Origin of the sequence: Anabaena catenula FACHB-362 (assembly GCF_014698735.1) — a bacterium.
GTDB lineage: Bacteria > Cyanobacteriota > Cyanobacteriia > Cyanobacteriales > Nostocaceae > Anabaena > Anabaena variabilis_A.
Map to the genome: position 1 here is coordinate 90,631 of NZ_JACJTQ010000013.1, position 26,764 is coordinate 117,394.

The following is a 26,764-nucleotide window of genomic DNA, read 5'->3' on the forward strand; positions in this document are numbered from 1 at the left end:
GGGGGATAAGAAGTTTTTCATGTGTCCTGGTGTACGCAGTTCATGATGGCTACTTAGATGGTGCATGACTAAGAAAATTGTTGAGCATAATACCGCGCATATCTCCCTTCTAAAGCTAACAATTCTTGATGATTTCCCGATTCGACAATTTGCCCTTTTTCTAACACTAAAATGCGATCGCACTTGCGAACCGTCGATAGCCTATGAGCTATAATTAATACTGTGCGGTTTGCCATCAATCTTTCTAAAGCTTCCTGTACCAAGGCTTCTGATTCAGAATCTAAGGCAGATGTCGCTTCATCTAGTATCAATATTTGCGGGTTTAACAGTACAGCACGTGCGATCGCAATTCTCTGTCTTTGTCCCCCAGATAAATTCACACCCCGCTCACCTACCCAAGTATTATAACCCTCTGGTAGTTGCTGAATAAATTGATGAGCATTAGCAATTTTCGCTGCTTCTTCCACTGTGCTGAGTTCAAAAGCTTTTTGTCCAAAAGCGATATTTTGGGCAATTGTTCCCGAAAACATAATTGTTTCTTGGGGAACAATCCCAATTTGTTTTCTTAAACTATTTAAGGTGACATCTTGAATATTTACACCGTCTATGAAAATTTTCCCAATTTCAGGATCATAAAATCGGGGTAAAAGATTGACAAAAGTAGTTTTACCAGCACCAGAAGCACCTACAAGTGCGATCGCTTGACCTGGCATTACTAATAAATTAATATTATTTAATACAGGTTCACCGACTTTATAAGCAAAGGTCACATCACGATATTCAACTTTGCCATTTACAGCCGGAAGACTAATTGCATTTGGCTTTTCTAAGACTGTTGGTTGAATTGCTAACAACTCAAAAACCCGGTCAACTGATGCCTCTCCTTGTTTAAATTCATTATAGTTATTAGTAGTATGTCCGATGGGATCAATTAACAAAGCTGCTGCTGCTAAATAACTGAAAAACGCTCCTACTGTTAAATTGTTTTGAGAAATTTGCCAAGTTCCTACCATCAGTAAAGATAAAGCACTTAAAGCTTCTAAAAATCCCACAATGGGAATTTGAATTGCTTTTAACTTTTCTGCTGAATATTTAGCTCTTAAACTGCGTTCTGCTTCATGACTAAATCTAGCAATTTCATAGTCTTCTGCGGCAAAAGCTTGAATTAAACGAATACCGCTGAATACTTCTGTGAGAATAGCTGATAAATCGGAAATCCGATTTTGACTTTTGAGAGAATATTTACGTAAACGTTCCCCAAACCAACCAATTAAAATTCCCATAATTGGCGCAACAATCACTGTAGCCAGCGTGAGTTGCCAATTCAAGTAAATCATGTAAATGGGAATTGCTACTAATTGCAAAATGCAGGGAACAAAATCATGAAAAAGCTTATTGATAACTTCCCCAACCCTGTCAACATCTTCGGTGAGACGATAAGATAAATCACCAGCTTTTGCAGTTTCAAAATAGCTGAGATTGAGCTTTTGTAAATGTGAGTAAACCTGTTGACGGAGATTAAAAGCAATTCTTAAAGCTGCACGTGCCATGTATAAATCTTGCATGGACTGAAAAAAACCACGGACAAGAAATACTAAAGCACAGACTCCTGCTAATTGAGCGATCGCTACTACATTACCCTGTCCAAAGGGAACTGCCAATTTACCCGCTAGATTAATTAACGTTAAAGTTGCCAATACATATCCCAAAATACCCACAAATCCCTTAGCGACAGTTTCCCATTGGGTGCGGATATAGGGTAACAATAACCAATAATTAGAACGTGTTTTCAAGTCTTAACTTCCAAAAAAATATTTTTCCCTTGTTTGAAGCTACCAGTTTTTGGTAATTCGTAATAGTGCCTCCGGTCCCGCTAGGGATACGTAATTTGTAATTCGTAAACAGGGAACAGGGAACAGGGAATAAATAGGCAGGGGGCAGGGTGCAGGGTGCAGGGAGAAAGAGGGTTTTACTCTACTTAATTGCTGATCAAACAAACTCTCCGCGTCACCGTGTCACCGTGTCCCCCCATCTCCCCATCTCCTCAATCCCTACCTTCCCAAGTTTTGATCACATCTAACAAACTAGAACCACCCCACATCAAAGCGAACAGAATTGAGGTAGTTAAAATTGCTCCCATCACACAGAGGACTAAACCGCCTAAACTAATAGCACCATCATCTTCTGATAAACCAAAGGCTGTCACGAAAATGCCCATTGCGGGTAGAGTATTGGTTCCAGGGATGGGAATCATCATGGAAATGGCCATGAGAGCGATTCCTTCGGAGCGCTTCGCTATCGCACTACCAATAGATATAGGATAAACGTGGACGTGCGATTCCTACGGAGCGCTTCGCTATCGCTTCAATCCTACACAACCAAGGTAGTCCCGCTTTCAAAAATCCTTGAACTGTAGATAGTTGTAGAGGATGATTAAACATCTTCTGAGGTAGCCAAGGGGTTTTCGCACCTGCAATTAACTGTATAGCTAACAGAAAAATCAGCACACCAAAAGGAGTTGAATAACCAGGTGCAGGAACTGGTAAAGCTGAAGGTAGAGACAAAATCACCAGCAAAAACCCAAAAATTCTTTCTCCAGCTAATAGCAAAATATCTGCCAAAGTTACTTTTTACGGTCTTTCTTCTTCAAAAAAATAGCGTTGTAATTCGTTAGAAAGTTTAGCCATATAATCTTTTCAGAATCTTGTTAGAAATTATTACAATTCAGTTTTTGTTATACATCAAAAAAAATCTTACCTGAAGCCAGATTCAGCATAGATAATTCCCTATACCTCAAAGTAACCCAGTGCATAGAATCTAACTCGCTAAAAAGTGGCATCCAACATCTTAACGCTATGTATATGTAATTTTTCAGAATAATATTAAGTTTAGATGAAGTTATCTTATATTCGGCATACACGGGGTTAGACAAGCAAGATGCAAAGATATTTGAAAGTGCTACGGCTTTTTTGGAGTGCAGCGATCGCAGCCGAATTGGAATATCGCCTTAACTTTATATTAGCCGCCCTCAGCAGCATAGGCAATCTAGCGGGTAGTGTATTTGGGTTATTCTTGTTTTACCGCACTGGCTACACTTTTAGTGGCTGGTCATGGGAAGCAGCTTTGATAGTCTTGGGAATTTTTACATTACTCCAAGGCTTTTCTGCCACTTTCCTAGCTCCCAACTTAAACCGCATTGTCCGTCATGTCCAGGAAGGGACATTAGACTTTGTATTATTAAAACCTATCCGCAGTCAGTTTTGGCTTTCCACTCACACCCTATCACCGTGGGGACTACCAGATTTAATCTTTGGCTGTATCATTATTGGCTATGCAGGTAAACGCCTCGGTTTAGGAATCGAAAAGTACCTGAGTAGTATATTGCCGTTATTTTGCAGTTTAGTGATTCTCTATAGCTTGTGGTTTATGCTGGGGGCAACTACTATCTGGTTCGTTAAAATATACAACGTTACGGAAGTTTTACGAGGGTTTTTGGAAGCTGGAAGATATCCAATTATAGCTTATCCCGCCGCTTATCGCGTATTTTTTACCTTTGTAGTTCCAGTAGCATTTTTAACAACCGTTCCTGCTCAAGCGATGTTAGGTCAAGGTGAATCTACCTGGTTGATAGGTGCAGTAGTATTAGCGGCAGTGTTGTTTTGGGTTTCCGCTTGGTTTTGGCGGTTTGCATTACGTTTTTATACTAGTGCTTCAAGTTAGTTATGAATACAGTTAATTATAGTTGATTAATGTTGGGTTATGCCTCCGGCACACTACGTGAACGTTCCTCAACCCAACCTACGAGGAATTGCGATTCCACTATCGAAGCCCGTCGTAATACAAGTTTTATACTTAACGCATCTCTTTTAGCAGATACTGAAACTCAGTTTTCATCAGTTTCCTTTAGTTCTCCATTTTCTATCAATGAACTCCCAAGTGGCTTCGAGGAACTCTCCATTGGGCAAAATAATACCAACTCCAATAAAATCGCCAAGGTCAAGCTCCCCGATAGCTCCAGTCAAATCAACGTTAAACAACCCTCCGATATCAAGCATATCCCAAGTAGCTCCTTCCAAGTTGACGTTTCTCATATTGCAGTGCTGGAACTCGGCATTACTCATTTCGGCACCTCGGAAAGTAGCCCCTTCCAGATCAACGGAGACAAGGTAAGTTTGTTGCAAAAAAGCACCATCCAAATTGACTCCTCTCCAGTTGGCTTCCTGAGAAACAACAGAAGTCAAATCAGTTTTGGACAAGTTAGCCCCTTCCAAGTTAACTTGATGGAGCCAAGCATCCCTCAATTTGGCTTCAGACAAATTAGCCCTACTGAGGTTGGCTTCAGTCAAATCAGCTCTATTGAAGTTAACTCCAGGCAAATTAATTCCACTCAAATCCATCCGCTCCAGGTTAACCCTTCTAAAATCTCTCTCCCCAGCAGCATACCGTTGAAGCAATTCCTCAACAGTTATCCTCATCTATACACCTCCGCATCAACTAACACATTTAAAGATAACTCACTCAATCTCTGGCAAACCCTCTTCGACCCCACCTTCAACCTAACCCTCCAAATCACCGACCTCCCCACAGGACAACTAGCAGAAGCCCAAATCACCAACTACGACTGAATATTAAGTTAGAATTTGCAGACTATGTGGGGCGTGAGTGAAAAATATCAAAATATTGTGTTGGTTTAAATTCTATCAAATTATCAATAATTGAGGCGGATATTGATAATGTAGAAATATTTTTACAGTTAATTATAGTTGATTAATGTTGGGTTTCCTTGCGTCAACCCAACCTACATTGAAGCTACATCACAACATATCTGGATTTTCACCCAGTTCTCTTAATCTAGCAGCCAATTTAGCTGCTTGTGATTTAGCTGCTTCTTCTGGTAATAAAACTAGATTTCCAGCAACATCATAAAACCGCACCCAAATCGCAGTTTCTCTATCTATAGTTCCTTCCCAAGTTCCCAACCAAAAACCCAAACGTCTACACCATAACCAACCATTTTCATTAACGATTAAAGGCTGATATTGTTGATTATCATCTAAATGCCATCCTTGTAAAGAATTAGAATCAAAAGGATCGTAGACAAAATAATCTGAGGTGTGGAAAGTTTGTTCATAAAGGTCTTTTTTAATTCCCTTATCTATTCCTGCTGTAGACGGTGACATTAATTCCACAATCACATCAGGATAGCGACCATCTTCTTCCCAGACTACCCAACCTTGTCTAGAATTTGTACCATCAACATTGAGAACAGCAAAAAAATCAGGGCCACGAAAATCACGATTCCGAATCTGGGTACTGCTGTAGTAAATAAACATATTGCCCCCAGTAAAATAATCATTGCGATCGCACCAAGCCTGCTGCAATGACCGAATCAGAACATTCATGGCAATACGATGTCGATTTGATTCCAAGGGTTCACCATCATCAAATATTAAATCTGTAGGTGGGTTATGGGATTCCCAGTCCACAATGGCTAGATTGTTTTCGGTAGTCATGAGCAATTATCACCTTTTTCATCAAGCCGTAAATTTCTATTATAAATTATCCTTAACCCAACTCCTAAAATTCCGCATCGCTTGACTTCTCCCAATAGTTAAACACTGCTGAACATACTCATTAACTAATTCCACAATGGGGATATTAGGAAAGTTAGGACTAGATTGGGACTTTACATATTTTCCTTCTTGTAACAAAAAAATCTCCAAACCTTGTTGTTTATATCGCCAAAGTTCAGGAACTCCCAAAATTTCATAATTATCAAATCGAGTGCGAGAAGTAATATCAATTTCAATAGCTAAATCTGGTGGTGGATCTATATTTAAGTCAATCCGATTTTTTCCAATAACAGCAGCTTGATTTTGAATGTAAAAACTGGTATCTGGTTCTACGGCTTGTCGCATTCTCTCATTTTTAAGTGTTGTAGAACCAAAAGGCTCAAAATCAATTTCCAGTTGGTCTAATAAAAGTTTAACTAAATCACCAATAAGTTCTTTATCTTTTTCGTGTTCAGGTAAAGGAACCATAATTTCTAACCAGCCATCACTATAAGAAATACGTGCTGCACGCCTTTCTCCCATTTCTTCTAAAATATTTTCTAATTGCTGCCAACTAATATCTTTGAGTAACATTTGTTGGCCTGGGTTGACAATAATTTGTTGCAGTTCTAAAAGCATATTGCCTCAGAGATTGTCAATTTTTTGAGAATTGTCTTTCTTTAAGAATACGACCAAAAATAACAATCTAACTTTCACGTTCACCACCCAATTGGTATTTCCTGTAAAATCAACATCTGAAGACAGTGAAATAGGAGAAACCAGGCGTGCCAACACTAGGTGTAAATATTGACCATATCGCTACCATTCGCCAAGCCAGACGGACAGTAGAACCCGACCCCGTAGCGGCTGCGGTGTTGGCAGAATTAGCAGGTGCAGATGGAATTACCGTACATTTACGGGAAGACAGAAGACATATTCAAGACAGAGATGTGCGAATTTTAAGGCAAACGGTGCGATCGCACCTAAACTTAGAAATGGCTGCTACTGATGAAATGTTGTCAATTGCCCTCGACATCAAACCCGATTATGTAACATTAGTACCCGAAAAACGCGAAGAAGTAACCACAGAAGGCGGTTTGGATATTGTCGGGCAAATTGCTAGAATAGGAGAGATAGTTGATAAACTGCAAAATGCTGCCATTCCCGTGAGTCTGTTTATTGATGCTGAATCAGCGCAAATTGAAGCTTCTGTCAAGGTGCAAGCTAAGTTTATTGAACTGCACACAGGGCAGTATGCGGAGGCTAAAGACGAAACAACCCGCCAGCGGGAATTAGCATTATTGGCTCAAGGCTGTGAAAAAGCGATTAAAGCAGGGTTGCGAGTAAATGCTGGACACGGACTCACATACTGGAATGTTTACCCTGTGGCGGCGCTTCCAGGCATGGAAGAACTCAACATTGGTCATACTATCATCAGTCGGGCAGCTTTAGTAGGAATAGAAAAAGCCGTCCGAGAGATGAAACAAGCCATACTTGGTAATGGGTAATTGGTAATTGGTAAATATTTACCTGCCTCCTGCCCCCTGCCCCCTGCCCCCTGCCTCCTCACACTAGAGGGGTGTTAGCTGCGTAATTCCTGAAAAATCTAGAGTCACATTTGTAAATTCAGACTTCTATGACCTCCACACAGTCTAACAACCTGCCTCTTTGGGTACAGGATCGGGATACAGTGATTGCATACAGTACCCATGCGGAATGGCGTTATCAGACACCACCGGATTATAGCCGTTCCAAAGAAAATCTGGCTAAAGAAAGTACCCGCAATCATGTTGAAGGTACACTAGAAGCGATCGTCCAAAACTTGGTCAGAACCTTTGAAATGGAGGTATCTTTCAAAAGTAACCCTCAACAATGGTTATCTGTGGTGAATGATCAGCTTCGTGTAAGTACCAACGGAGGTAAGGAGTATACAGCAGCAGATTTATCTGCCCAAGGTACTTACAATCTCTTTATGGCTGATTCCCAACATTACAAAGCTTCAGAAGAAAGTTTTGAATCATCAGCTAAACTGTTCCACAGTACATTTCCGCAAGGCTTTCCCTGGGAAGTGTTGGAAGTTTACTCTGGTCCACCTAATGTTACATTCAAGTGGAGACACTGGGGACATTTTCAGGGTGCATATAAAGACTTTGCACCGACTGGAGAAACCGTAGAAATTATTGGTATGAGTGTAGCTCATGTAACCGATGATTTAAAGGTTCTTTCCTTAGAACACTATTTTGACAACAACCTGTTCTTAGAAAAGCTGACAGCAGGTGGTAAACAGGTAAATAGTGAAAATAAGGGTGGTGGCTGTCCCTTCAGTTCTTGGTTTAAGGGATTAAAGAAAAGTTAACTTATTAGGGTACAGTCAGACTCCTGTACCCTATAAATTATTAAATAGTAACCAAGGGATGAAGATGCAAACATACTATTACGTTTTGGCTAGTCAACACTTTCTGCTCGAAGAAGAACCAATACACGAAGTTTTGAAGGAACGCACCCGTCATTACCACGAACAAGAAAAACAAATTGATTTTTGGTTAGTCAAGCAACCAGCTTTTCTGGAAGCACCGGAATTGGCAAATATAAAAGCGAAGTGTCCTAAGCCTCCTGTGGCAATTATTTCTACCAACTCACAATTTATTACTTGGTTGAAATTGCGCCTAGAATATGTCATCACCGGGGAATTTAAAGCGCCTTCAGCAACGATTCCTGATGCTTTAGCTACGTTAACTCCAGTTTCATAATAGTATGGCAGGAGTCAGGAGTCAGGAGTCAGCACTTCTCTTCTCCTGTCGGAGACACTACGTGAACGAGACGCTTCGCGAACGACTACGCTCAGTGACCGGAGTCAGGAGTAAAACCCTCTTGTAATGGGAGTTTCATTATCAATTGATGTCCTAACCACCCTGTCCACGGCTATATATTATGTTCTGGGCGCTTACGTAAGTAGAGCAGATCAATTAAAAATATTCATTTAATTGATCTCCTACTGCTACTGCAAATCTAGGAATATTGAACCCAAAGGAACTAGATATTTTTGATTTGGAAGTCCCTAGAGAAAAGAGATTTTGAGAAATATTTTGAGAACCTACAATTTTATGTATATACAGTTTGTGCAAAGATTTCCGACTTTACCCAGTATTTTATTATTAGCGATAGCTCCCTTCATTGGTAGCATTAGTCCAGTTGCTGCTCAACAAACTCTTCCTACTTGTCAACCTCCCAGTGCAGGAGAGTATCTTTTATTAGTAGTCAGTCCCACAGCTAATAATCAAAAACAGTTGCGTAGCGCCTTACCATCTGATCTCAAGACCGTTACCTGCAAATATCTTAACGAAACAGTAACGCGGATTGGTGGGTTTAACAAAATTGATGATGCCAACCGCTGGGCTAAGTATGTTAACAATATTGTGGGCTTGTCTGCCATTATTACTACTAGACCAACAACACCAACAGCAACAATACCAACAACACCAACAACACCAACAACAACAATACCAACAGCAACAATACCATCTCAGACAGTCAGCTATAATCCCAAAGTCTTAGGAGATGGTTTTGCCGTACTGGTAGATTATTTCAACCGCCCGGAAATAGCAAGCAGTGTGCAAAAAACAGTAGGAGGAAATGTAGGTCTTGTTTCCTATGGACAGCGCCCTTACTTATTAGCTGTTTATACGACCAATCAACAAGAAGCATACAAGACATTACAAAAACTGAGCGAAAATGGTTTTTTTGCCCTCTTAGCAGATGGAAAAAAAGTGATGTTGCTGCGCTCAGTGGTAAGTGTAAAGTAATCAGTTGACCAATGACCAATGACCAATGACCAATGACCAATGACTAATAAGCAGTCCTAGCCAACCAATAAATAGTTATACCCAAAGCAGAACCAGCTATGACTTGAACGGGAGTATGTCCAAGTAGTTCCTTGAGCCTGTCTTGGCTAAAGTCTGGTTTTTCATCAAATAACTCATCAATCATTTGATTGAGTATTCGAGCTTGCTTACCTGCGGCTTGGCGAACTCCAGCTGCATCATACATGACGATGATGGCAAAAATAGTAGCTAAAGCAAATTCAGCAGATGCCCAACCGATAGTTTGTCCAACACCAGCTGCGAGGGCTGTCACTAAAGCTGAATGGGCGCTGGGCATTCCGCCGGTTGTCACTAAAACACGCACATTCAGTTTGCGATTTTTGACTAACTCAACAATGAGTTTTAATGCTTGAGCAACAAAACAAGCTACAAGGGCAACCAGCAGCACCCGGTTGTTGAAAATGTCGCCTATGTCCTGCATGGTATTTTGGTTAGGTGATTAAATTATGAGCAGCGGTTGTGTGTTGAGGAACGATGTTTGGTAGAACTCAAAATCCCAAATCTACCTAGCAAAGCAGAAATCACGCTTACAGATAGATATTTTGGAAATCCTTCAGCATAGCGGTCTTCTGCCTTTTGCCTGCTGACAAATGGCGCTAGTGATTGCGACTAACTATATAATGAGCGATCGCTTGGAGAGGTAGGGCTTTTTCTCCAAAGGATGCCAATTCTGTACAAGCTGCCTCAACTAGTTGTTGTGCTTTAGAACGTGATTCTTCAATTCCCCACAGGCTGGGATAGGTGACTTTTTCGGCTGTTAAGTCTTTACCTGCGGTTTTGCCTAGTTGCTCTTGGGTAGCAGTGATATCCAGAATATCATCGATAATTTGGAAAGCCAGGCCAATATTTTGAGAATAACGAGTTAATTTTTGGATATTTTCAGCTGATGCCCCGGCCAAAATTCCGCCACAAACGACACAAGCTTCTAACAGGGCGGCGGTTTTATGGTTATGAATAAAATTCAGAGTTTCCAGGGAAATATCTGACTTACCTTCTGAATCTAAATCTACCACTTGACCGCCCACCAAACCAGCCGCTCCCAGCGCTCTACCGAGACGAGCAATCACCTGCAAAACTTGGTCTCTAGGGACATTTTGGGGTGTTTGGGTAGCGACAAACTCAAAAGCTAAGGCTAATAAGCCATCCCCTGCCAAAATCGCAATATCTTCGCCGTAGACCTTGTGATTTGTCAATTTACCGCGACGATAGTCGTCATTATCCATTGCTGGCAAATCGTCATGAATCAGCGACATAGTGTGGATCATTTCCACAGCACAAGCTGTAGGCATGGCCATTTCGATTGTGCCACCGATCATTTCACAGGTAGCCAGACAAAGAATGGGACGCACGCGCTTACCACCGGCTAAGAGGGAGTAACGCATTGCGTCGTAAATCTTTTCTGGGTAAACGACAGGAATCGCCAAATCCAGGGCAGTTTCGCACAGCTTTTGTCGTTCTTTGAGATAGGCAGCAAGGTTAAACCTGGCTGCTTCTGCTGTTTTTTGAAAGTTATCCGTTGCTACCATTCTTCAGATCCTAAAATTTTCGGTTGCTTGAGATATGTGTGACAATTTTACGGTGTGCTGGGGCATAAACACTCACTCATGATTCAATTTTGGATTTTAGATTTATTCCATAGTTGAAACTAGGGGCAGTTACAAAAAATCTAAAATCGGCACAGTTAGTGAGGAATTATCACTCCTTAATGGCTTGTGGCTTGTAAATAGCTAGATACTGTATTTTGCAATAACATAGCGACTGTCATCGGTCCAATGCCACCAGGGACTGGGGTAAGATATTCTGCCACCCTAGCAGTTGCTGCAAAGTCGATATCACCGACTAAACGACTTTTGCCACTGCTATCAGTGAGACGATTTATCCCCACATCTACCACAACAGCGCCCGGTTTCACCATATCAGCAGTGATTAGTCCGGGAAGACCTGCTGCTGCAATGAGAATATCAGCATTTTGGGTGATAGTTTTTAAGTCCTGCGATCGCGAATGAGCGATAGTAACTGTAGCATTAGCCTCTAATAGCATCAAGGCCATGGGCTTACCTACCAAAATACTCCGTCCTACCACTACTGCCTGTTTTCCCTCCAGGGGAATTTTATATTCTTCCAGTAGTCGCATGACACCAGCTGGGGTACAACTGCGTAAACCTGCTTCCCCTCGCACCAGTCGTCCTAAGTTAACCGGGTGTAGTCCGTCTGCGTCTTTGTCGGGTTCTATTTGATGTAAAAGAGCGATGCTATCTAAATGACCAGGTAAAGGTAACTGTACCAGAATTCCATCTACCTGTTCATCTTGGTTAAGTTGTGCTATTACCGCTTCTAGTTCTGTGAAGGTAGTGTCGGTAGGAAAATGCTTACCAAAGGAGGTAATACCCACTTTCGCGCAGGCTTTTTCCTTGTTGCGGACATAGGCTGCTGAGGCTGGATTATCACCAACCATTAGCACTGCTAAACCTGGGGGACGACCGATTTTGGGTTTTAATTCTGCAATAGTAGCAGCTAGTTCTTTGTGAATTTTTTCCGCTAATGCTTTACCATCGAGCATTTTGGCAGTTTTTGTTTCCATGACAATTGCAGAGAGGATCGGCCTTTATTTTAAATCCCTAGCAGCCCCCAAGTGAAGCTTGCTGAAAAGTTCAATTTGTCAGCCCAACAGCTTAATCTATGGCTAGGATAAATGGAACCTGGCGATAAGGTAAGCATAAATGGAAAAATTATTTAAATGGCTTGGTTTGAGGCAACAAGCAAAAATTTCTTCTCTAAGGTTCTGTTATCTAGTATTGGCTTGTTTGCTGGTATTTGAACTTTATGGTTGTAGTAATTCGAGAAATTCTGGTACTAATACCAGTAATCTGATACTTAGTGCTAATGCCACGCCGATTCGAGAAATTAAACCAGCACCAAAGAATCAGGCTACAGTTTACATCCAAGGTAAGGTAGAGAAGGAAGCTCCCCTAATTAAGCAGAAAGCTTATCAAATTAACGACTCAACAGGCAAAATCTGGGTTCTCACTCATCAAAACAATCTCCAAGTGGGACAGCAGGTAATATTTAAGGGTAAGGTAAGATACCAAAGTATCCCTTTAGCTGGCAAAGAGTACGGGGAAGTTTACCTAGAAGAAGAATAATTATGAGCAATCAAGTACCCCATGTAGCGATCGCTATTCTCTACCAAAATGGCAAATGTCTCATGCAATTGCGAGACGACATTCCCGGTATTAACTATCCTGGATCTTGGGGGCTGTTTGGCGGACATCTCGAACCCGGTGAAACGCCAGAGATAGCACTTGTGCGAGAAATTATCGAAGAAATCGGTTATGAGTTACCTTCTTTTACCAAATTTGGCGTTTATCCCAATGAAAAAGCCATTCGCCATGTTTTTCAAGCACCTTTATTAGTGGGATTAGATCAATTAGTGCTAAACGAAGGCTGGGATATGGGTTTATTGACACCAGATGATATTCGTCAGGGTAGTTGTTATTCTTCCATAGCCGGTGAAGTGCGGCCATTTGGAGATATGCACCAACGCATTATGCTGGACTTTATTAACAAAAGTTTTCCCGAAAGCAATTAAAGAATCTGCTGCAAGAGGGAGAGGTTAAGTTAATAAAACAATGATATTACACAGGGAAGCAGTCATCTGATACCCCAATAAACTTATAAATGTGGTGGAGTGAACCTAATGCAAACAGTCAACAAACTACCCCGCTGGTTAAGTGTGGGATTAGCCTTTCCCGTTGCCATTCTTAACGGTTGGTTATTAATTCAGGTTGTACAGTATTTTCAACCTTTGGTAAGTTTAGTTGCTAGTGCTATTTTACTAGCTTTTGTCTTGGATTATCCGATTAAATTTTTTCATAAACGTGGTGTACCGCGTAACTTAGCAATTGTGGGAGTATTACTATTAGCTGTAGTTATTTTAGGGGCTGTAGGAGTTATCTTGCTGCCGCTAATTTTTGCACAGCTTAATGAATTCGTTAATATTCTCCCTGCTTGGATTGATTCAGGGAATCAACAATTAGATGCTTTCCTCAATTGGGCAGCTACACAACAGTTACCTGTAAATGTCAGTGGTTTAGCCACTCAAATCCTAGAAAGAATTTCTAATCAATTTCAGTCTTTTACTGGTAAAATTCTGGGTTTTGCTTTTGATACTATTGGGGTTTTAGTTAATATTGTGCTGGCGGTAGTATTAACTATTTACCTGATATTGAATGGTGAACGTTTGTGGGATGGAATTTATCAATGGTTTCCGCCCCATATCGGTACAAAAGTGAGGGAATTACTCCGGGAAGATTTCCAAAATTATTTCATCGGACAAGCGACATTAGGGGCTGTTTTAGCGGTGACAGTAACATTAGCATTTGTGGCGCTGCGAGTTCCTTTAGCTTTACTTTTTGGAATTGCTATTGGCTTTTTCTCTCTTTTCCCTTTTGGTACAGGGATTGGTATTGGTATTGTTAGTTTGTTGGTGGCTTTAGAAAATTTTTGGGAAGGTGTAGAAGTTGCGGCTATTGCTGTGGCTATTGATCAAGTAAATTCTAATATTGTCGCACCACGTCTTTTAGGAAGTTTGACTGGTTTAAATCCAGTTTGGGTGGTGATTTCTTTGTTGTTGGGTGCGAAGTTGGGCGGTGTTTTGGGTTTGTTGGTGGCTATTCCTATCGCTAGTTTTATTAAGGATGTTGCTGATAGTTGGCGGGTGGGTGAGTTGAGGAAGGTTGAGGAGGTAATTGAAACGCAGAGGGGCGCTGAGGTTAACGCAGAGGTTCGCTGAGGTTTGTTTGAGGGTGAAAATTTTAATAAAGTTTAAATGAGTAAATAGGAGAAGTAAATGGACGGTAAACGATTTATTCACAAAATTAAATTAACAAACTTTCTTTCCTATGGAAGTGAGGGGGAAGAAATTGAATTACAACCGCTAAATGTGCTAATTGGTCGTAACAGTGCTGGGAAGTCTAATTTAATAGAAGCTATTAGTATTTTAAAAGCAACGCCAACAGATTTACCAGCACCATTTCGGCAAGGTGGAGGTATCAATGAATTTTTATGGAAAGGTAAGGAAAGTAGTTCTATAGCTAATATAGATGTGATCTTAAATTATCCAGAAAGACACGAAAAAAATTTACATTACCAATTAAGTCTAACAGAAGTAGGACAAAGGCTGGAATTAGTAGATGAATTTCTCCAAAATGAAGAAGCTTATGAAGGTCAAAAAGATGTATATTTTTATTATCGTTATCAAAATGGCCGTCCTGTCTTAAATATCAATAAGATTAAGGATGATAGTGAAAGATTTGAAAGACATCTCCGCAGAGAAGACTTAATTCCAGATCAGTCAGTTTTATCTCAGAGGAAAGATCCTGATTTATATCCTGAACTTTCTTATCTGAGTACAGAATTTTCTAAGATAGGTTTATATCGTCATTGGCAAATGGGACGATATTCAGAACCAAGAAATGCTCAAAAAGCTGATTTACCCCAACATCCTTTATTAGAAGATAGCAGTAATTTAGGTCTGGTTTTAAATGATTTAAAATATCAATTAGGTAATAGAAAAATTATTGAAAGTTTGAAAAAATTCTATGAAGAAGCAGAAGAATTAGATGTGAGAATATATGGCGGTACGGTACAAATATTCATTCGTGAAGAAGGTTTAATTCAACCAATTCCTGCAACTCGTTTATCAGATGGAACACTACGTTATTTATGTTTAATGGCTTTACTTTTAGATCCTACTCCACCACCTTTAATTTGTATTGAAGAACCAGAAATTGGTTTACATCCAGATATTTTACCAACAATTGCCGAAATGTTAATAGAAGCTTCTCAGAGAACACAATTAATTGTGACTACTCACTCTGATACTTTAGTTTCTGCTTTGGGTGAATATCCTGAATCAGTGATAGTTTGTGAACGAGATGATACAGGAACTCACCTCCGTCGGCTTGAACCTGAAAGACTAAAAAAATGGTTAGAGAACTATACTCTTGGTGAACTTTGGCGCATGGGGGAAATTGGAGGAAATAGATGGTAAAGGAAATTCGGATTTATATAGAAGGTGGTGGTGATACTAAAAGTACAAAAAAATTGATTAAAGAAGGATTTAGTCATTTTTTAAAACCTATTGCTGATATAGCAAGAAGTCACAAGATAAATCATGTTTATAAACTGTTAAAATTGCTAGATGCAGCTAAGGTTCGTCAAGGTTCTCCATATTGCGATCGCATTTTTACAACCATCATATCAAAAATGACTATATCAACCAATAACACTGACGCAGAATAAGGAAAATTTGATTTATATTAAAAGTATATAAATTCTTCTGTTAGCTGCTACACCCGCAAGGAAATGAATTTCCTTGCTAATAGTTCAAGTAGGTTAAAACCTACTATATATATTATAATTTATGGAGATAGAAATAGTCGGTTAAAACCGACTTCAGCTATGAGACAGGGAATTAATTCCCTGCTTGATTAAACTAAAATATATTTGGTGTTGATTATGCTAAAAAAACTCATTCTCGAAAATTGGAAAAGCTTCCGTTATGCTGAACTTCCCCTTGATCCTTTAACGGTTCTGATTGGAACTAATGCAAGTGGTAAATCTAATGTGGTTGAAGCTTTGGAATTTTTACAAAGAATAGCTAATGGTGAAAACATTGAAACAGCTTTAGCAGGAGATAAAACACTTTCTTCGATTCGTGGTGGTTTAGAATGGGCTGGCTATCAAGGTGAATACCGATTTACCTTGGAGACACTAATTCAGGGAGATAATAATAAAATTGATTATCTTCACTCCATTGAAGTATGTACAGACAATCCTGTTCATCTTCTAGAAGAAAATATAACTGTCTATGATTATCAAGATAATAATCGTATTTTGTGCCAATCTTTTTCTCTAAATGGATATAATTTTGTAGTTAGAAGTTATTTAGCAAATTATCAAAGCTGTACAATAGGTCAATTTTTTAACCTCAGAATAGATGGTCTAAATGATGAAAATGAAAAATCGCATAAAAGGAAATTTGACTTTAATGATAAAAACTTGTCTATTTTAATTAATAATGTAATTCGTCCAACAATTGCAAATATTCTAATTTTAAATCCCATTCCTTCCAAAATGCGTGATTTTTCACGACTTTCTGAAAACATAGAAAGCGATGCTTCAAATATAGCTGGTGTTTTAGCAGCATTACCAGAAGAACAAAAAGCAGAAGTTGAATCAAATCTATCTTACTACATCAAAGATTTACCAGAAGGTGATATTAAAAAAGTATTTGCGGAACCAGTAGGAAGACTGAAAACAGATGCGATGCTTTATTGTCAGGAAGAATGGAAACCTGGAGAAATTACAGAAATTGATGCTAGAAGTATGTCAGATGGAACATTACGCTTTTTAGCAATACTCACAGCATTACTTACACGCCCAGAAGGTAGTCAAATTGTAATTGAAGAAATAGATAATGGTTTACATCCTTCCCGCGCAGCATTACTGGTGAAAATATTAAAAGAAATTGGTAGTAAACGCAATATTGATATTTTACTAACTACCCATAACCCAGCTTTACTGGATGCTTTTGGTTCGGAAATAGTTCCCTTTGTAGTTGTTGCACATCGAGATTCTGAAACCGGAGAAAGTAAACTTACACTTTTAGAAGATATTGAAAATCTGCCCCTGTTACTAGCATCAGGTACTTTGGGAAGATTAGCCACTAAAGGCGCAATTGAAAAGAGTCTTTCTAATCAAAAGTAAAGCATATTATGAGAAAGATTCTGATTATTGATACATCAATACTTTGTGTTTATCTTGGTGTTTCTGGTAAAGAAACCTGTGGTAATGATAATGAAAAATGGGATCAAAAACTAGTTAAATTTCGTTTTGAAGAAGAAGAAAAACAAGGAACGAAGTTTATACTGCCATTAGCAACTATTATAGAAACTGGTAATCATATTGCCCAAGCCAAATCTAACCGATATGAAATTGCTCAAACTTTCTCTACTATTTTAATGAAAGTAGCAGATGGCGTTATACCTTGGGAAATTTTTACAACTCAAGTGGGTGAACTTTGGAACACCGAACAATTAAAACAGTTGGCTGCTGAATGGCCTACTCTAGCAGCTAGAAAGATTTCTATTGGAGACGCGACAATTAAGACTGTGGCTGAATTTTACGCTAAAACTAGTAGTACATTCCAAGTGGAAATTTTTACGGGTGATGGTGGACTTAAAGCTTATGAACCAGCTACACCCCCACGAAAACGCCGCACGCAGTAGTAGCAGAAGATCATAATCTCTCTCTTCCTCTTTGCGCCTCTGCGCCTCTGCGTGAGAAAAAAATTAAAAAACCTTAAGCGATCGCACCCCACATCAAGCTATGATCGCATAGAGTGCCTAATCTGTGCCTAAATTCTCAGCATCTACCATGACGACTTCCACACCAGAACCAAATCCCCCAAACACACCACTTACCGATACAAATCTGGTAGAAGACCGTAGCAAACTGAGTAAAATGTATCAGCACTACGTAGAAGTCAAGGATAAATATCCTCATGCGTTGCTGCTGTACAGAGTAGGTGATTTTTTTGAAACTTTCTTCCAAGATGCTGTCACCATCTCCAGAGAACTAGAATTAGTTTTAACCAGTAAACACGGTGGTGAAGTCGGACGTGTCGCTATGACTGGTGTACCTCATCACGCTTGGGAACGCTACACAACCCTGCTGGTGGAAAAAGGTTACGCTGTGGTAATTTGCGACCAAGTAGAAGACTCGGCTGATGCTATTGGTTTAGTTAAGCGAGAAGTAACACGCATTCTCACACCTGGGACTTTATTAGAAGAGGGAATGCTGAAAGCAAGTCGTAATAATTACCTTGCGGCTGTGGTAATTGCTGTCAATCATTGGGGTTTAGCTTATGCAGACATATCAACTGGGGAATTTCTCACATCTCAAGGTAGTGATTTAGAACATCTGACGCAGGAGTTAATGCGTTTACAACCTTCCGAAGTGCTGTTTCCCACTAACGCCCCCGATTTAGGTAGTTTACTGCGTCCAGGGGAAACTTCGCCCTCTCTTCCCCAATGTTTACCACCTACATTTTGTTATAGTTTGCGATCGCAAGTTCCCTTTTCCCAAGCCGAAGCTAGAAGTAAATTATTACAGAAATTCAAAGTGCGATCGCTTGAAGGTTTGGGTTGCGAACATCTTCCCCTCGCAGTTCGCGCCGCTGGTGGTCTTTTGGAATACATCGAAGATACTCAAAAAGCCAATCCAGTCTCCCTGCAATTATTACGCACCTATACCCTGACTGATTATTTAATTGTCGATCATCAAACCCGCCGTAACCTGGAAATTACTCAAACAGTCCGTGATGGCACATTTCACGGTTCCCTATTATGGGCGTTAGATAGAACTCGCACCGCAATGGGCAGCAGGGCTTTAAGAAGATGGTTGTTACAACCGCTACTTGATCTTAAAGGAATTAAATCCCGCCAAGATACTATTCAAGAATTAGTAGAAAATACCCCTTTGCGTCAAGATTTGCGGCAGTTATTAAGGCAAATTTACGATTTAGAACGTTTAACAGTCAGAGCAGCTTCTGGTAGAGCTAATGCACGGGATTTAGTGGCTTTAGCTGATTCTTTCTCCCGTTTACCTGAATTATCTCGCTTAGTTGAAGATGCTCATTCCCCTTTCTTGAAAGCTTTACAAAAAGTTCCACCCATCCTAGAAGAACTAGCAGAAAAGTTACACGCTCACATCGTAGAATCACCACCTATACATCTCAAAGAAGGTGGTTTAATTCGGGCAGGAATTAATGCGCTTTTGGATGAAAGAAAAGCTACTGTCGAAAGTGATCAACAGTGGATTGCAAATTTAGAAGTTGATGAAAGAACGAGAACGGGAATCCCGACTTTGAAGGTAGGATTTAATAAAAGTTTTGGTTATTATATCAGTATTTCCCGCAGTAAATCTGACCAAGTTCCCGATAATTACATTCGCAAACAAACTCTGACAAATGAGGAACGTTACATTACTCCTGATTTGAAAGAACGAGAAGCGCGAATTCTCACAGCGCGAGATGATTTAAATCAGTTGGAATATGAGATTTTTGACGCATTACGGGATGAAGTGGGCAATCATGCCGAAATAATCCGCAATATTTCCCGCGCTGTCGCCGCCGCAGATGTATTATGTGGTTTGGCTGATTTGGCTGTACATCAAGGTTACTGTCGCCCGGAAATGCTGACAGGACGGGAAATTGCGGTTATTGATGGTCGTCACCCGGTGGTGGAACAGTCTTTACCTGCTGGGTTTTTTGTCCCGAATTCGACGGAGTTAGGAGGGAAGGAAACGAACCGCGTTCGCGAAGCGTCTCGAAGAGAAGGCGCGTTCGCGCAGCGTTCCGAAGGAAAGGACGCGAAGAAAGAAGAGAAGGAAGAAGGGAAGGAAGAAGGGAAGAAGAGTTTATTTTCTCCTGATTTGGTGATTCTCACGGGGCCAAATGCGAGTGGGAAGAGTTGTTATTTAAGACAGGTGGGGTTAATTCAATTAATGGCACAGGTGGGGAGTTTTGTGCCGGCGCGTTCTGCTAAATTGGGAATATGCGATCGCATTTTTACTCGTGTTGGGGCTGTAGATGATTTAGCTACTGGTCAATCTACGTTTATGGTGGAAATGAATGAAACTGCAAATATCCTCAATCATGCAACTGCTCAATCTTTGGTTTTATTAGATGAAATTGGGCGTGGGACAGCAACATTTGACGGGTTATCAATAGCTTGGGCTGTGGCTGAATATTTAGCTGTTGATATTAAATCTCGGACTATTTTTGCTACCCATTATCATGAGTTAAATGAATTGGCTACTATTATTTCTAATGTTGCTAATTATCAAGTTACGGTAAAAGAGTTACCTGACCAAATTATCTTTTTACATCAAGTTCAACCCGGTGGTGCTGATAAATCCTATGGGATAGAAGCAGGAAGATTAGCAGGTTTACCGGCGGTGGTAATTAAACGGGCAAAACAGGTAATGGGACAAATTGAAAAGCATAGTAAAATTGCCATGGGTTTGCGTGAAGGACTTTAACCCGCATTTCTCACAAGTCCCGCGAACGCATTCCCCGTAATCCTTACCCAAAATATGTTTCGGGCATTTTTGACAGGTTATTTTTTGATGCAGTGTGAAAAACCGGAATCTAGATTTTATAAGATTTTGAGAAGAGATGGGACAGTTCCTTGATCAGGAGAAAGCATCTGGTAAACCAGTCAAGCTGGTGAGAATGAGAGCAGCCGTTAGAGCCGTTAAGATTTTATTCAGATTCTTGAGCATGACTCAAAAAGTTCTAGACTGAAAGACTAAAATTTGGTGGTAGCTTCCGTGATTAATCTGTGTAACACTAGGAAGCTACCTCAAGCTATTTTTTAACGGGAGGTCAGGTCATGGCTATCGCCACCATTAATCCCGCCAATGGGGAAACTATCAAAACCTTTGAGCCGCTAAAGGATGGAGAAATTGCTGCCAAATTAGATTTGGCACAACAGGCCTTTGAGAAGTACCGTAAGACTAGTTTCTCTGAGCGATCGCACTGGTTGCAACAAGCAGCAACAATTTTAGAACAAGAAAAGGCAGATTTTGCCCAATTGATGACTATGGAAATGGGCAAACCCTTCAAAGCTGCTATAGCTGAAGTGGAAAAATGCGCCCTCGTCTGTCGCTATTATGCCGAATATGCACCAGGTTTCCTAGCTGATGTCACTATCAAAACCGATGCTAATCATAGTTTTGTCCGTTATCAGCCCTTGGGTGCAATTCTCGCCATCATGCCTTGGAATTTTCCCTTCTGGCAAGTTTTCCGCTTTGCAGCACCGACATTGATGGCAGGAAATGTTGGTTTACTCAAACACGCCTCTAATGTGCCGCAGTGTGCTTTGGCAATCGAAAACATTCTCAGTCGCGCGGGTTTTCCAGTAGGTGTGTTTCAAACTCTGTTAATTGGTGCTGCCAAAGTTGCTGACTTAATGGCTGATGAACGGGTGAAAGCTGCTACATTAACAGGCAGTGAACCCGCAGGTGCTTCTCTTGCCTCTGCTGCTGGTAAACAAATTAAAAAAACTGTCTTAGAATTGGGGGGCAGTGACCCATTTATTGTCTTAGCAAGTGCAGATTTAGAAGCAGCAGTTACCAACGCAGTAACAGCGCGAATGTTAAACAATGGACAATCTTGTATTGCAGCTAAACGCTTTATTGTAGAGGAAACAATTGCGGATAAATTTGAAAAACTGCTGTTAGATAAATTCCAATCTCTAAAAGTTGGCGATCCTATGGAACCAGATACAGATTTAGGTCCCCTAGCAACTCCTGATATTCTCCAGGATTTACACCAACAGGTAAACACAGCCGTAAAAAGTGGTGGAAAAATCCTCACAGGTGGATCTCCTTTAGCACATAGTCCGGGGAACTTTTATCCGCCCACAATTATCATAGATATTCCTGTAGACTCACAAATTGCCAAGGAAGAATTCTTTGGCCCCGTAGCTTTGTTATTCCGGGTTCGGGATATTGATGCTGCAATTAAATTAGCTAATGACATACCCTTTGGTTTGGGTGCAAGTGCTTGGACTACAAATGAAGAAGAGAAAAATCACCTAATTCAAGAAATTGAAGCTGGTGCAGTATTTATTAATAGCATGGTTAAATCTGACCCTCGATTACCATTTGGTGGGATTAAGCGTTCTGGATATGGCCGAGAATTAAGTATTCAAGGCATACACGAATTTGTCAATGTTAAGACAGTTTGGGTTAGGTAATTGGTGATTGGTGATTGGTAATTGGTGATTGGTGATTGGTGATTGGTGATTGGTAATTGGTGAATTTCCTACTTATTCCCTATTCCCTATTCCCTATTCCCCATTCCCTATTCCCTATTAATTATTAGTTTTGAGGAAATCAAATGAATACCGCAGAATTGTTAGTCCAGTGCTTAGAAAACGAAGGAGTGCAATATGTTTTTGGACTTCCTGGTGAAGAAAATTTACACGTTCTAGAAGCCTTAAAAAATTCATCGATTCAATTTATTACTACTCGTCATGAACAGGGTGCAGCTTTCATGGCCGATGTTTATGGTAGGTTAACTGGAAAAGCGGGAGTATGTCTTTCTACTCTGGGTCCAGGGGCAACTAATTTAATGACTGGGGTGGCAGATGCCAACCTAGATGGTGCGCCTTTAGTGGCAATTACAGGGCAGGTGGGAACAGATAGAATGCACATTGAATCCCATCAATATTTAGATTTGGTGGCAATGTTTGCACCTGTAACTAAGTGGAATAAGCAGATTGTACGACCGAGTATTACACCTGAAGTTGTGCGGAAGGCATTCAAGCGAGCGCAAACCGAAAAACCCGGTGCAGTTCATATTGATTTACCTGAAAATATTGCGGCTATGCCTGTAGAAGGCAAACCCTTACATAAGGATAATAGCGAAAAAACCTATGCTTCTTTTGCGAGTATTCGCGCTGCTGCTGCCGCAATTTCCCAGGCAGTTAATCCCATCATTTTAGTTGGAAATGGAGCAATTCGCGCCAAAGCTAGTGATGCTGTCACGCAATTTGCTACCCAAATGAATATTCCCGTTGCTAATACTTTTATGGGTAAAGGAGTGATTCCCTATACTCATCCCTTAGCTTTGTGGTCAGTGGGATTACAACAACGAGATTTTATTACCTGCGGCTTTGATAATACAGATTTAGTCATAGCTATTGGCTATGATTTAATTGAATTTTCTCCCAAAAAATGGAATCCTACTGGAAATATTCCGATTGTACATATTGCGGCAACTTCTTCAGAAATTGACAGTAGTTATATTCCCAAAGTAGAAGTAGTGGGAGATATTTCTGATTCATTGAATGAACTCTTAAAATTAGCAGACAGACAGAGTAAACCTAACCCCTACGCTATCAGCTTACGTTCTAATATTCGCGCTGATTACGAAGAATATGCCCATGATGATAGCTTTCCTATTAAACCGCAAAAATTAATTTATGATTTACGGCAAGTAATGGGGCCTGATGACATTGTTATTTCTGATGTAGGCGCACATAAAATGTGGATTGCGAGACATTATCATTGCCATAGTCCTAATACTTGTATTATTTCTAATGGTTTTGCCGCTATGGGAATCGCAATTCCTGGCGCTTTAGCTGCAAAACTTGTGAATCCTGAACGGAAAGTTGTTGCGGCCACTGGTGATGGTGGTTTTATGATGAATTGCCAAGAATTAGAAACGGCTTTACGTGTAGGTACACCCTTTGTCACATTAATTTTTAATGATGGTGGCTATGGTTTAATTGAGTGGAAACAAGAAAATCAATTTGGTAAAGGTAACTCTTCTTTTGTGCATTTTGGTAATCCTGATTTTGTCAAATTTGCTGAAAGTATGGGTTTAAAAGGTTATCGAGTGGAATCTGCTACTGATTTAATTCCTGTACTCAAAGAAGCTTTAATTCAAGATGTGCCTGCGGTGATAGATTGTCGAGTAGATTATCGGGAAAATCGTCGCTTTACCCAAAAAGCTGGTGACTTACATTGTGAACTTTGATTCCACATTCCGCACTTCAAATGTGGGGATTCTGGGGTCTAACAGTGATTGCAGGTATAAACTGTCTGATATCACCTAGCCCAATGGGTAAAAATTTTTAGAGACTATAGCAATGCTAATTTCTGTCAGTTTTGTGGGCAACCTATTTTTAGGAAGAGTAAATATTAATCCAGCCCCTTGACTGAATTATTAATGCTAGGGATATACAGATGATTGAAATCCTTGCCACACTGTCTGCGTCAGCATCTGCCGGAATGAGAGTAGGTACGCCCTTGCTAATCATTGGCTTATTACAGGGCAGTACCCTCTGGTCTCAAGTACCAATTTTATCCAACATTTCACCCCATCTTTTGATTGGGCTACTCACCAGTTGGTCATGTTTTGAGTTATTTGCTTCCAAAAAGCTGATTGGGCAAAGAATAGTACAACAAGTTCAGTTATTGTTGTCTCCTTTTGTGGGAGCAATTATGGGGTTAGCAGTGGCTTCGGCCACAGCAACTCCCAGCTGGTTAATTGCCTTAATCGGGGGTTTATTGGCTTTGGTACTGCAACTAGTTCTATCAGGTTGGTTTTATCGCTTGCGTGGCTTACCACTGTGGGCAGTATTTCTTCAAGATAGCTTGTGTGTTGTACTGGTGATTTGTGCCGTCGATGATCCCCGAAAAGGAGGATTAATTGCTCTTATCCTCCTCTGGCTGGCAATTCGTAGTTCTAAAAACTGGTATCAGTGGTACTGGCAGAAGCGTAGTTTATGAGTTTCAGATCAAATCATAAAAGTCCGATGAGATGCAGCAAGCCTTGACCGGTAATTAACTCGATAATCAAGGCGATGAAACCCAGCATGGCAATTCGTCCATTCCAGACTTCGGCGCTAGTAGTCAGTCCCCACTCCCAACGCTCTTGGGGATACATTTTCACCTTTTTTTTCATTTGGGTGACTTGCGAGAGCTTGAGGTTAGGCTTTGTGAGCGAATCAATCACTAAGTCTGCTAGTGCTTGAATAAATACTGGATGGGTGTTGGGAGCAGCGGCGCGACGGAAGTTGTGAATTCCTGCTTCTTCAGCTATTTCTCGATATTCAATATCAATTTCTTGCAGTGTTTCGATATGTTCGGAAACAAAACTAATCGGTACAACTACCAAATCCTTCACTCCTTGTGCGCCTAGTTCTTTAAGTGCGTCTTCAGTATATGGTTGTAGCCATTCTACGGGACCGACGCGACTTTGGTAAGCTAAGACATGAGGATTGGGACGATTGAGTGTTTGCATAATCAGCTGGGTGCATTCCTCAATTTCTTGCTGATAGGGATCACCTGCTTCTTCAACGTAACTTTTAGGCACGCCATGAGCGCTAAAGAAGATATGCACTCCATCAGGATGGGGAAATTGATTCAGTTGCTCTTTGATTAGTTCCGCCATTGCTTGCAGGTAGCCCGGTTGTTTGTACCAGGAAGGAATGACGGTGTATTCAAGGCGCTGAAGTTTTGGGTTTTGTTGCCACAGTTGTTCTAATAGTCGAAAGCTAGAACCGCTAGTACTGATAGAAAATTGGGGATAAAGTGGCAGAATCACCAGTTTGTCAATGTTGTCTTGGGTTAGTTGTGCGATCGCTTCTTCTGTGTAAGGATGCCAATAACGCATTCCTACATAAATATTGGCTTCTTTCCCCAAATCACCCAGTTGCGCTTTCAGTGCTTCCCCTTGTTCTTCGGTGATCCGCCGCAATGGAGAACCACCACCGATGTACTTATAATTAGCCTGAGATGTCTTAGTTCGCCTGGTAGCAATCAGCCAAGCTAGAGGCTTTTGCATCCAGCGAAAGGGTAGGCGAATAATTTCGGGATCAGAAAACAGGTTATATAAAAACGGACCGACATCTTCTAATTTATCGGGTCCACCGAGATTGAGTAATAATACGCCTACACGACCCATAGCAGTTACTTTCCCCCAACCCTTACAGTTTTTTTACTAATGTTAACAATATATCTTTATTAAATATAAAGCTTTATCAGCAGGAAAGATGCAATGGCAACTATTTTAAGAGACTGGAGTTATCGTTATCAGTGGCTATACGATGGAATATCACGTTTAGCAGCCTTGAGTGTGGGTGGTGAAGCGCGTTTCCGGCAATTACCTTTGCAAGGCTTAACACTTCACTCAGATACTCAAATCCTCGATTTATGTTGTGGAAGTGGTCAAGCAACTCAATTTTTGGTGAATTCATCACAAAATGTTACAGGGCTGGATGCTTCTCCGTTATCTTTACAACGTGCGCGTAAGAATGTGCCTAACGCTACTTATTTAGAAGCTTTTGCGGAAGATATGCCTTTTGCAGATAATTTATTTGATGTGGTACATACCAGCGCGGCGTTACATGAAATGCATCCTGAACAATTAAGAAAAATCATTCAACAGGTTTATCGGGTGTTGAAGCCGGGGGGCGTATTCACGTTGGTAGATTTCCATCCACCCACAAATCCCATATTCTGGCCTGGGTTGTCGGTGTTTTTCTGGTTGTTTGAAACGGAAACGGCTTGGGAGTTATTAAAGACTGATTTAGCTGGTTTATTAAGAGAGTATGGGTTTGAGGTGGGTGAACCAATGTTATATGCTGGTGGTAGTTTACAGGTAATACAGGCAAGCAAATGAGCAGTTACAGCAGAATTCAGGAGTCAGGAGACGCTTCGCAGACCTTCGGTTCAGGAGTCAGGAGTAAA

At 40.5% G+C, this 26,764-nt stretch carries 25 protein-coding genes and 1 pseudogene; 17 read left to right on the forward strand and 9 right to left on the reverse strand.

The window, feature by feature from the left end:
• Nucleotides 1–68 precede the first annotated feature (68 nt).
• Both H6G68_RS10845 and H6G68_RS27895 read right to left on the reverse strand, forming a co-directional pair.
• Complete coding sequence (locus H6G68_RS10845; RefSeq protein WP_190906661.1) at nt 69–1,793, reverse strand: ABC transporter ATP-binding protein; 1,725 nt, start codon at nt 1,791–1,793, stop codon at nt 69–71.
• A 251-nt stretch (nt 1,794–2,044) separates the two neighbouring features.
• Nucleotides 2,045–2,687 (reverse strand): annotated as a pseudogene (locus H6G68_RS27895) (exopolysaccharide biosynthesis protein).
• A 250-nt stretch (nt 2,688–2,937) separates the two neighbouring features.
• Here H6G68_RS27895 and H6G68_RS10855 point away from each other — a divergent pair.
• Entirely contained in the window at nt 2,938–3,720 is a 783-nt protein-coding gene (locus H6G68_RS10855) for an ABC transporter permease (protein WP_190906662.1), read from the forward strand.
• A 173-nt stretch (nt 3,721–3,893) separates the two neighbouring features.
• Here H6G68_RS10855 and H6G68_RS10860 read toward each other — a convergent pair whose 3' ends face one another.
• The 3 genes from H6G68_RS10860 to H6G68_RS10870 form a co-directional block, all read right to left on the reverse strand.
• The gene (locus H6G68_RS10860; protein WP_190906663.1) at nt 3,894–4,475 is read right to left on the reverse strand and encodes a pentapeptide repeat-containing protein; all 582 of its coding nucleotides are present in this window, start codon (nt 4,473–4,475) and stop codon (nt 3,894–3,896) included.
• Nucleotides 4,476–4,814: 339 nt separating this feature from the next.
• Entirely contained in the window at nt 4,815–5,513 is a 699-nt protein-coding gene (locus tag H6G68_RS10865; protein ID WP_190906664.1) for a Uma2 family endonuclease, read from the reverse strand.
• Nucleotides 5,514–5,552: 39 nt separating this feature from the next.
• Nucleotides 5,553–6,191 (reverse strand): Uma2 family endonuclease, encoded by a 639-nt coding sequence (locus H6G68_RS10870; protein WP_190906665.1) that lies wholly within the window; start codon nt 6,189–6,191, stop codon nt 5,553–5,555.
• A gap of 146 nt (nt 6,192–6,337) precedes the next feature.
• On the opposite strand from H6G68_RS10870, the gene H6G68_RS10875 reads away from it, so the two are divergent.
• The 4 genes from H6G68_RS10875 to H6G68_RS10890 all read left to right on the forward strand — a co-directional run bounded on the left by H6G68_RS10875 (nt 6,338) and on the right by H6G68_RS10890 (nt 9,355).
• Entirely contained in the window at nt 6,338–7,060 is a 723-nt protein-coding gene (locus H6G68_RS10875) for a pyridoxine 5'-phosphate synthase (protein ID WP_190906666.1), read from the forward strand.
• 128 nt (nt 7,061–7,188) lie between these two features.
• On the forward strand, nt 7,189–7,908 hold the full coding sequence (locus H6G68_RS10880) for a SnoaL-like polyketide cyclase (protein WP_190906667.1): 720 nt from the start codon (nt 7,189–7,191) through the stop codon (nt 7,906–7,908).
• A 64-nt stretch (nt 7,909–7,972) separates the two neighbouring features.
• The gene (locus H6G68_RS10885; RefSeq protein WP_127056061.1) at nt 7,973–8,302 is read left to right on the forward strand and encodes an MgPME-cyclase complex family protein; all 330 of its coding nucleotides are present in this window, start codon (nt 7,973–7,975) and stop codon (nt 8,300–8,302) included.
• A 354-nt stretch (nt 8,303–8,656) separates the two neighbouring features.
• On the forward strand, nt 8,657–9,355 hold the full coding sequence (locus H6G68_RS10890; protein ID WP_190906668.1) for a hypothetical protein: 699 nt from the start codon (nt 8,657–8,659) through the stop codon (nt 9,353–9,355).
• 43 nt (nt 9,356–9,398) lie between these two features.
• Here the strand turns inward: H6G68_RS10890 and H6G68_RS10895 are convergent, their stop codons facing one another.
• The 3 genes from H6G68_RS10895 to folD form a co-directional block, all read right to left on the reverse strand.
• The gene (locus tag H6G68_RS10895) at nt 9,399–9,854 is read right to left on the reverse strand and encodes a divergent PAP2 family protein (RefSeq protein WP_190906669.1); all 456 of its coding nucleotides are present in this window, start codon (nt 9,852–9,854) and stop codon (nt 9,399–9,401) included.
• Nucleotides 9,855–10,029: 175 nt separating this feature from the next.
• On the reverse strand, nt 10,030–10,959 hold the full coding sequence (gene crtE / locus H6G68_RS10900) for a geranylgeranyl diphosphate synthase CrtE (RefSeq protein ID WP_190906670.1): 930 nt from the start codon (nt 10,957–10,959) through the stop codon (nt 10,030–10,032).
• Nucleotides 10,960–11,135: 176 nt separating this feature from the next.
• A complete protein-coding gene (folD, locus tag H6G68_RS10905) occupies nt 11,136–12,014 on the reverse strand; it encodes a bifunctional methylenetetrahydrofolate dehydrogenase/methenyltetrahydrofolate cyclohydrolase FolD (RefSeq protein ID WP_190906671.1) in 879 nt (292 codons plus the stop codon).
• A 139-nt stretch (nt 12,015–12,153) separates the two neighbouring features.
• Here folD and H6G68_RS10910 point away from each other — a divergent pair, with 139 nt between their 5' ends.
• The 11 genes from H6G68_RS10910 to H6G68_RS10960 all read left to right on the forward strand — a co-directional run bounded on the left by H6G68_RS10910 (nt 12,154) and on the right by H6G68_RS10960 (nt 24,802).
• The gene (locus tag H6G68_RS10910) at nt 12,154–12,576 is read left to right on the forward strand and encodes a hypothetical protein (protein ID WP_190906672.1); all 423 of its coding nucleotides are present in this window, start codon (nt 12,154–12,156) and stop codon (nt 12,574–12,576) included.
• A 2-nt stretch (nt 12,577–12,578) separates the two neighbouring features.
• Nucleotides 12,579–13,022 carry an NUDIX hydrolase gene (locus tag H6G68_RS10915; protein WP_190906673.1) on the forward strand — a complete coding sequence of 148 codons (444 nt, stop codon included), beginning with the start codon at nt 12,579–12,581 and terminating at the stop codon, nt 13,020–13,022.
• Between the two features lie 108 nt (nt 13,023–13,130).
• On the forward strand, nt 13,131–14,225 hold the full coding sequence (locus tag H6G68_RS10920; protein ID WP_190906674.1) for an AI-2E family transporter: 1,095 nt from the start codon (nt 13,131–13,133) through the stop codon (nt 14,223–14,225).
• Between the two features lie 57 nt (nt 14,226–14,282).
• On the forward strand, nt 14,283–15,485 hold the full coding sequence (locus H6G68_RS10925; RefSeq protein ID WP_190906675.1) for an AAA family ATPase: 1,203 nt from the start codon (nt 14,283–14,285) through the stop codon (nt 15,483–15,485).
• Nucleotides 15,479–15,736 (forward strand): hypothetical protein, encoded by a 258-nt coding sequence (locus H6G68_RS10930; RefSeq protein WP_190906676.1) that lies wholly within the window; start codon nt 15,479–15,481, stop codon nt 15,734–15,736. The genes H6G68_RS10925 and H6G68_RS10930 overlap by 7 nt, the downstream gene beginning before the upstream one ends.
• A 216-nt stretch (nt 15,737–15,952) precedes the next feature.
• Complete coding sequence (locus tag H6G68_RS10935) at nt 15,953–17,203, forward strand: AAA family ATPase (protein ID WP_190906677.1); 1,251 nt, start codon at nt 15,953–15,955, stop codon at nt 17,201–17,203.
• 8 nt (nt 17,204–17,211) lie between these two features.
• Nucleotides 17,212–17,724, forward strand: a complete 513-nt coding sequence (locus H6G68_RS10940; protein ID WP_190906678.1) for a hypothetical protein — start codon at nt 17,212–17,214, stop codon at nt 17,722–17,724.
• Nucleotides 17,725–17,872: 148 nt separating this feature from the next.
• Nucleotides 17,873–20,539 carry a DNA mismatch repair protein MutS gene (mutS, locus tag H6G68_RS10945; protein WP_190906697.1) on the forward strand — a complete coding sequence of 889 codons (2,667 nt, stop codon included), beginning with the start codon at nt 17,873–17,875 and terminating at the stop codon, nt 20,537–20,539.
• Nucleotides 20,540–20,892: 353 nt separating this feature from the next.
• Nucleotides 20,893–22,260 (forward strand): NAD-dependent succinate-semialdehyde dehydrogenase, encoded by a 1,368-nt coding sequence (locus H6G68_RS10950; RefSeq protein ID WP_190906679.1) that lies wholly within the window; start codon nt 20,893–20,895, stop codon nt 22,258–22,260.
• A 143-nt stretch (nt 22,261–22,403) separates the two neighbouring features.
• Nucleotides 22,404–24,047: an acetolactate synthase large subunit gene (locus H6G68_RS10955; RefSeq protein ID WP_190906680.1), complete on the forward strand. Its 1,644-nt coding sequence runs from the start codon at nt 22,404–22,406 to the stop codon at nt 24,045–24,047.
• 209 nt (nt 24,048–24,256) lie between these two features.
• Nucleotides 24,257–24,802, forward strand: a complete 546-nt coding sequence (locus tag H6G68_RS10960; protein WP_190906681.1) for a DUF4126 domain-containing protein — start codon at nt 24,257–24,259, stop codon at nt 24,800–24,802.
• A 13-nt stretch (nt 24,803–24,815) separates the two neighbouring features.
• On the opposite strand, the gene hemH is transcribed toward H6G68_RS10960, so the two are convergent.
• A complete protein-coding gene (gene hemH / locus H6G68_RS10965; RefSeq protein WP_190906682.1) occupies nt 24,816–25,979 on the reverse strand; it encodes a ferrochelatase in 1,164 nt (387 codons plus the stop codon).
• A gap of 93 nt (nt 25,980–26,072) precedes the next feature.
• Between hemH and H6G68_RS10970 the strand changes: the two genes are divergently transcribed.
• Nucleotides 26,073–26,696 (forward strand): class I SAM-dependent methyltransferase, encoded by a 624-nt coding sequence (locus H6G68_RS10970; RefSeq protein WP_190906683.1) that lies wholly within the window; start codon nt 26,073–26,075, stop codon nt 26,694–26,696.
• Nucleotides 26,697–26,764 lie beyond the last annotated feature (68 nt).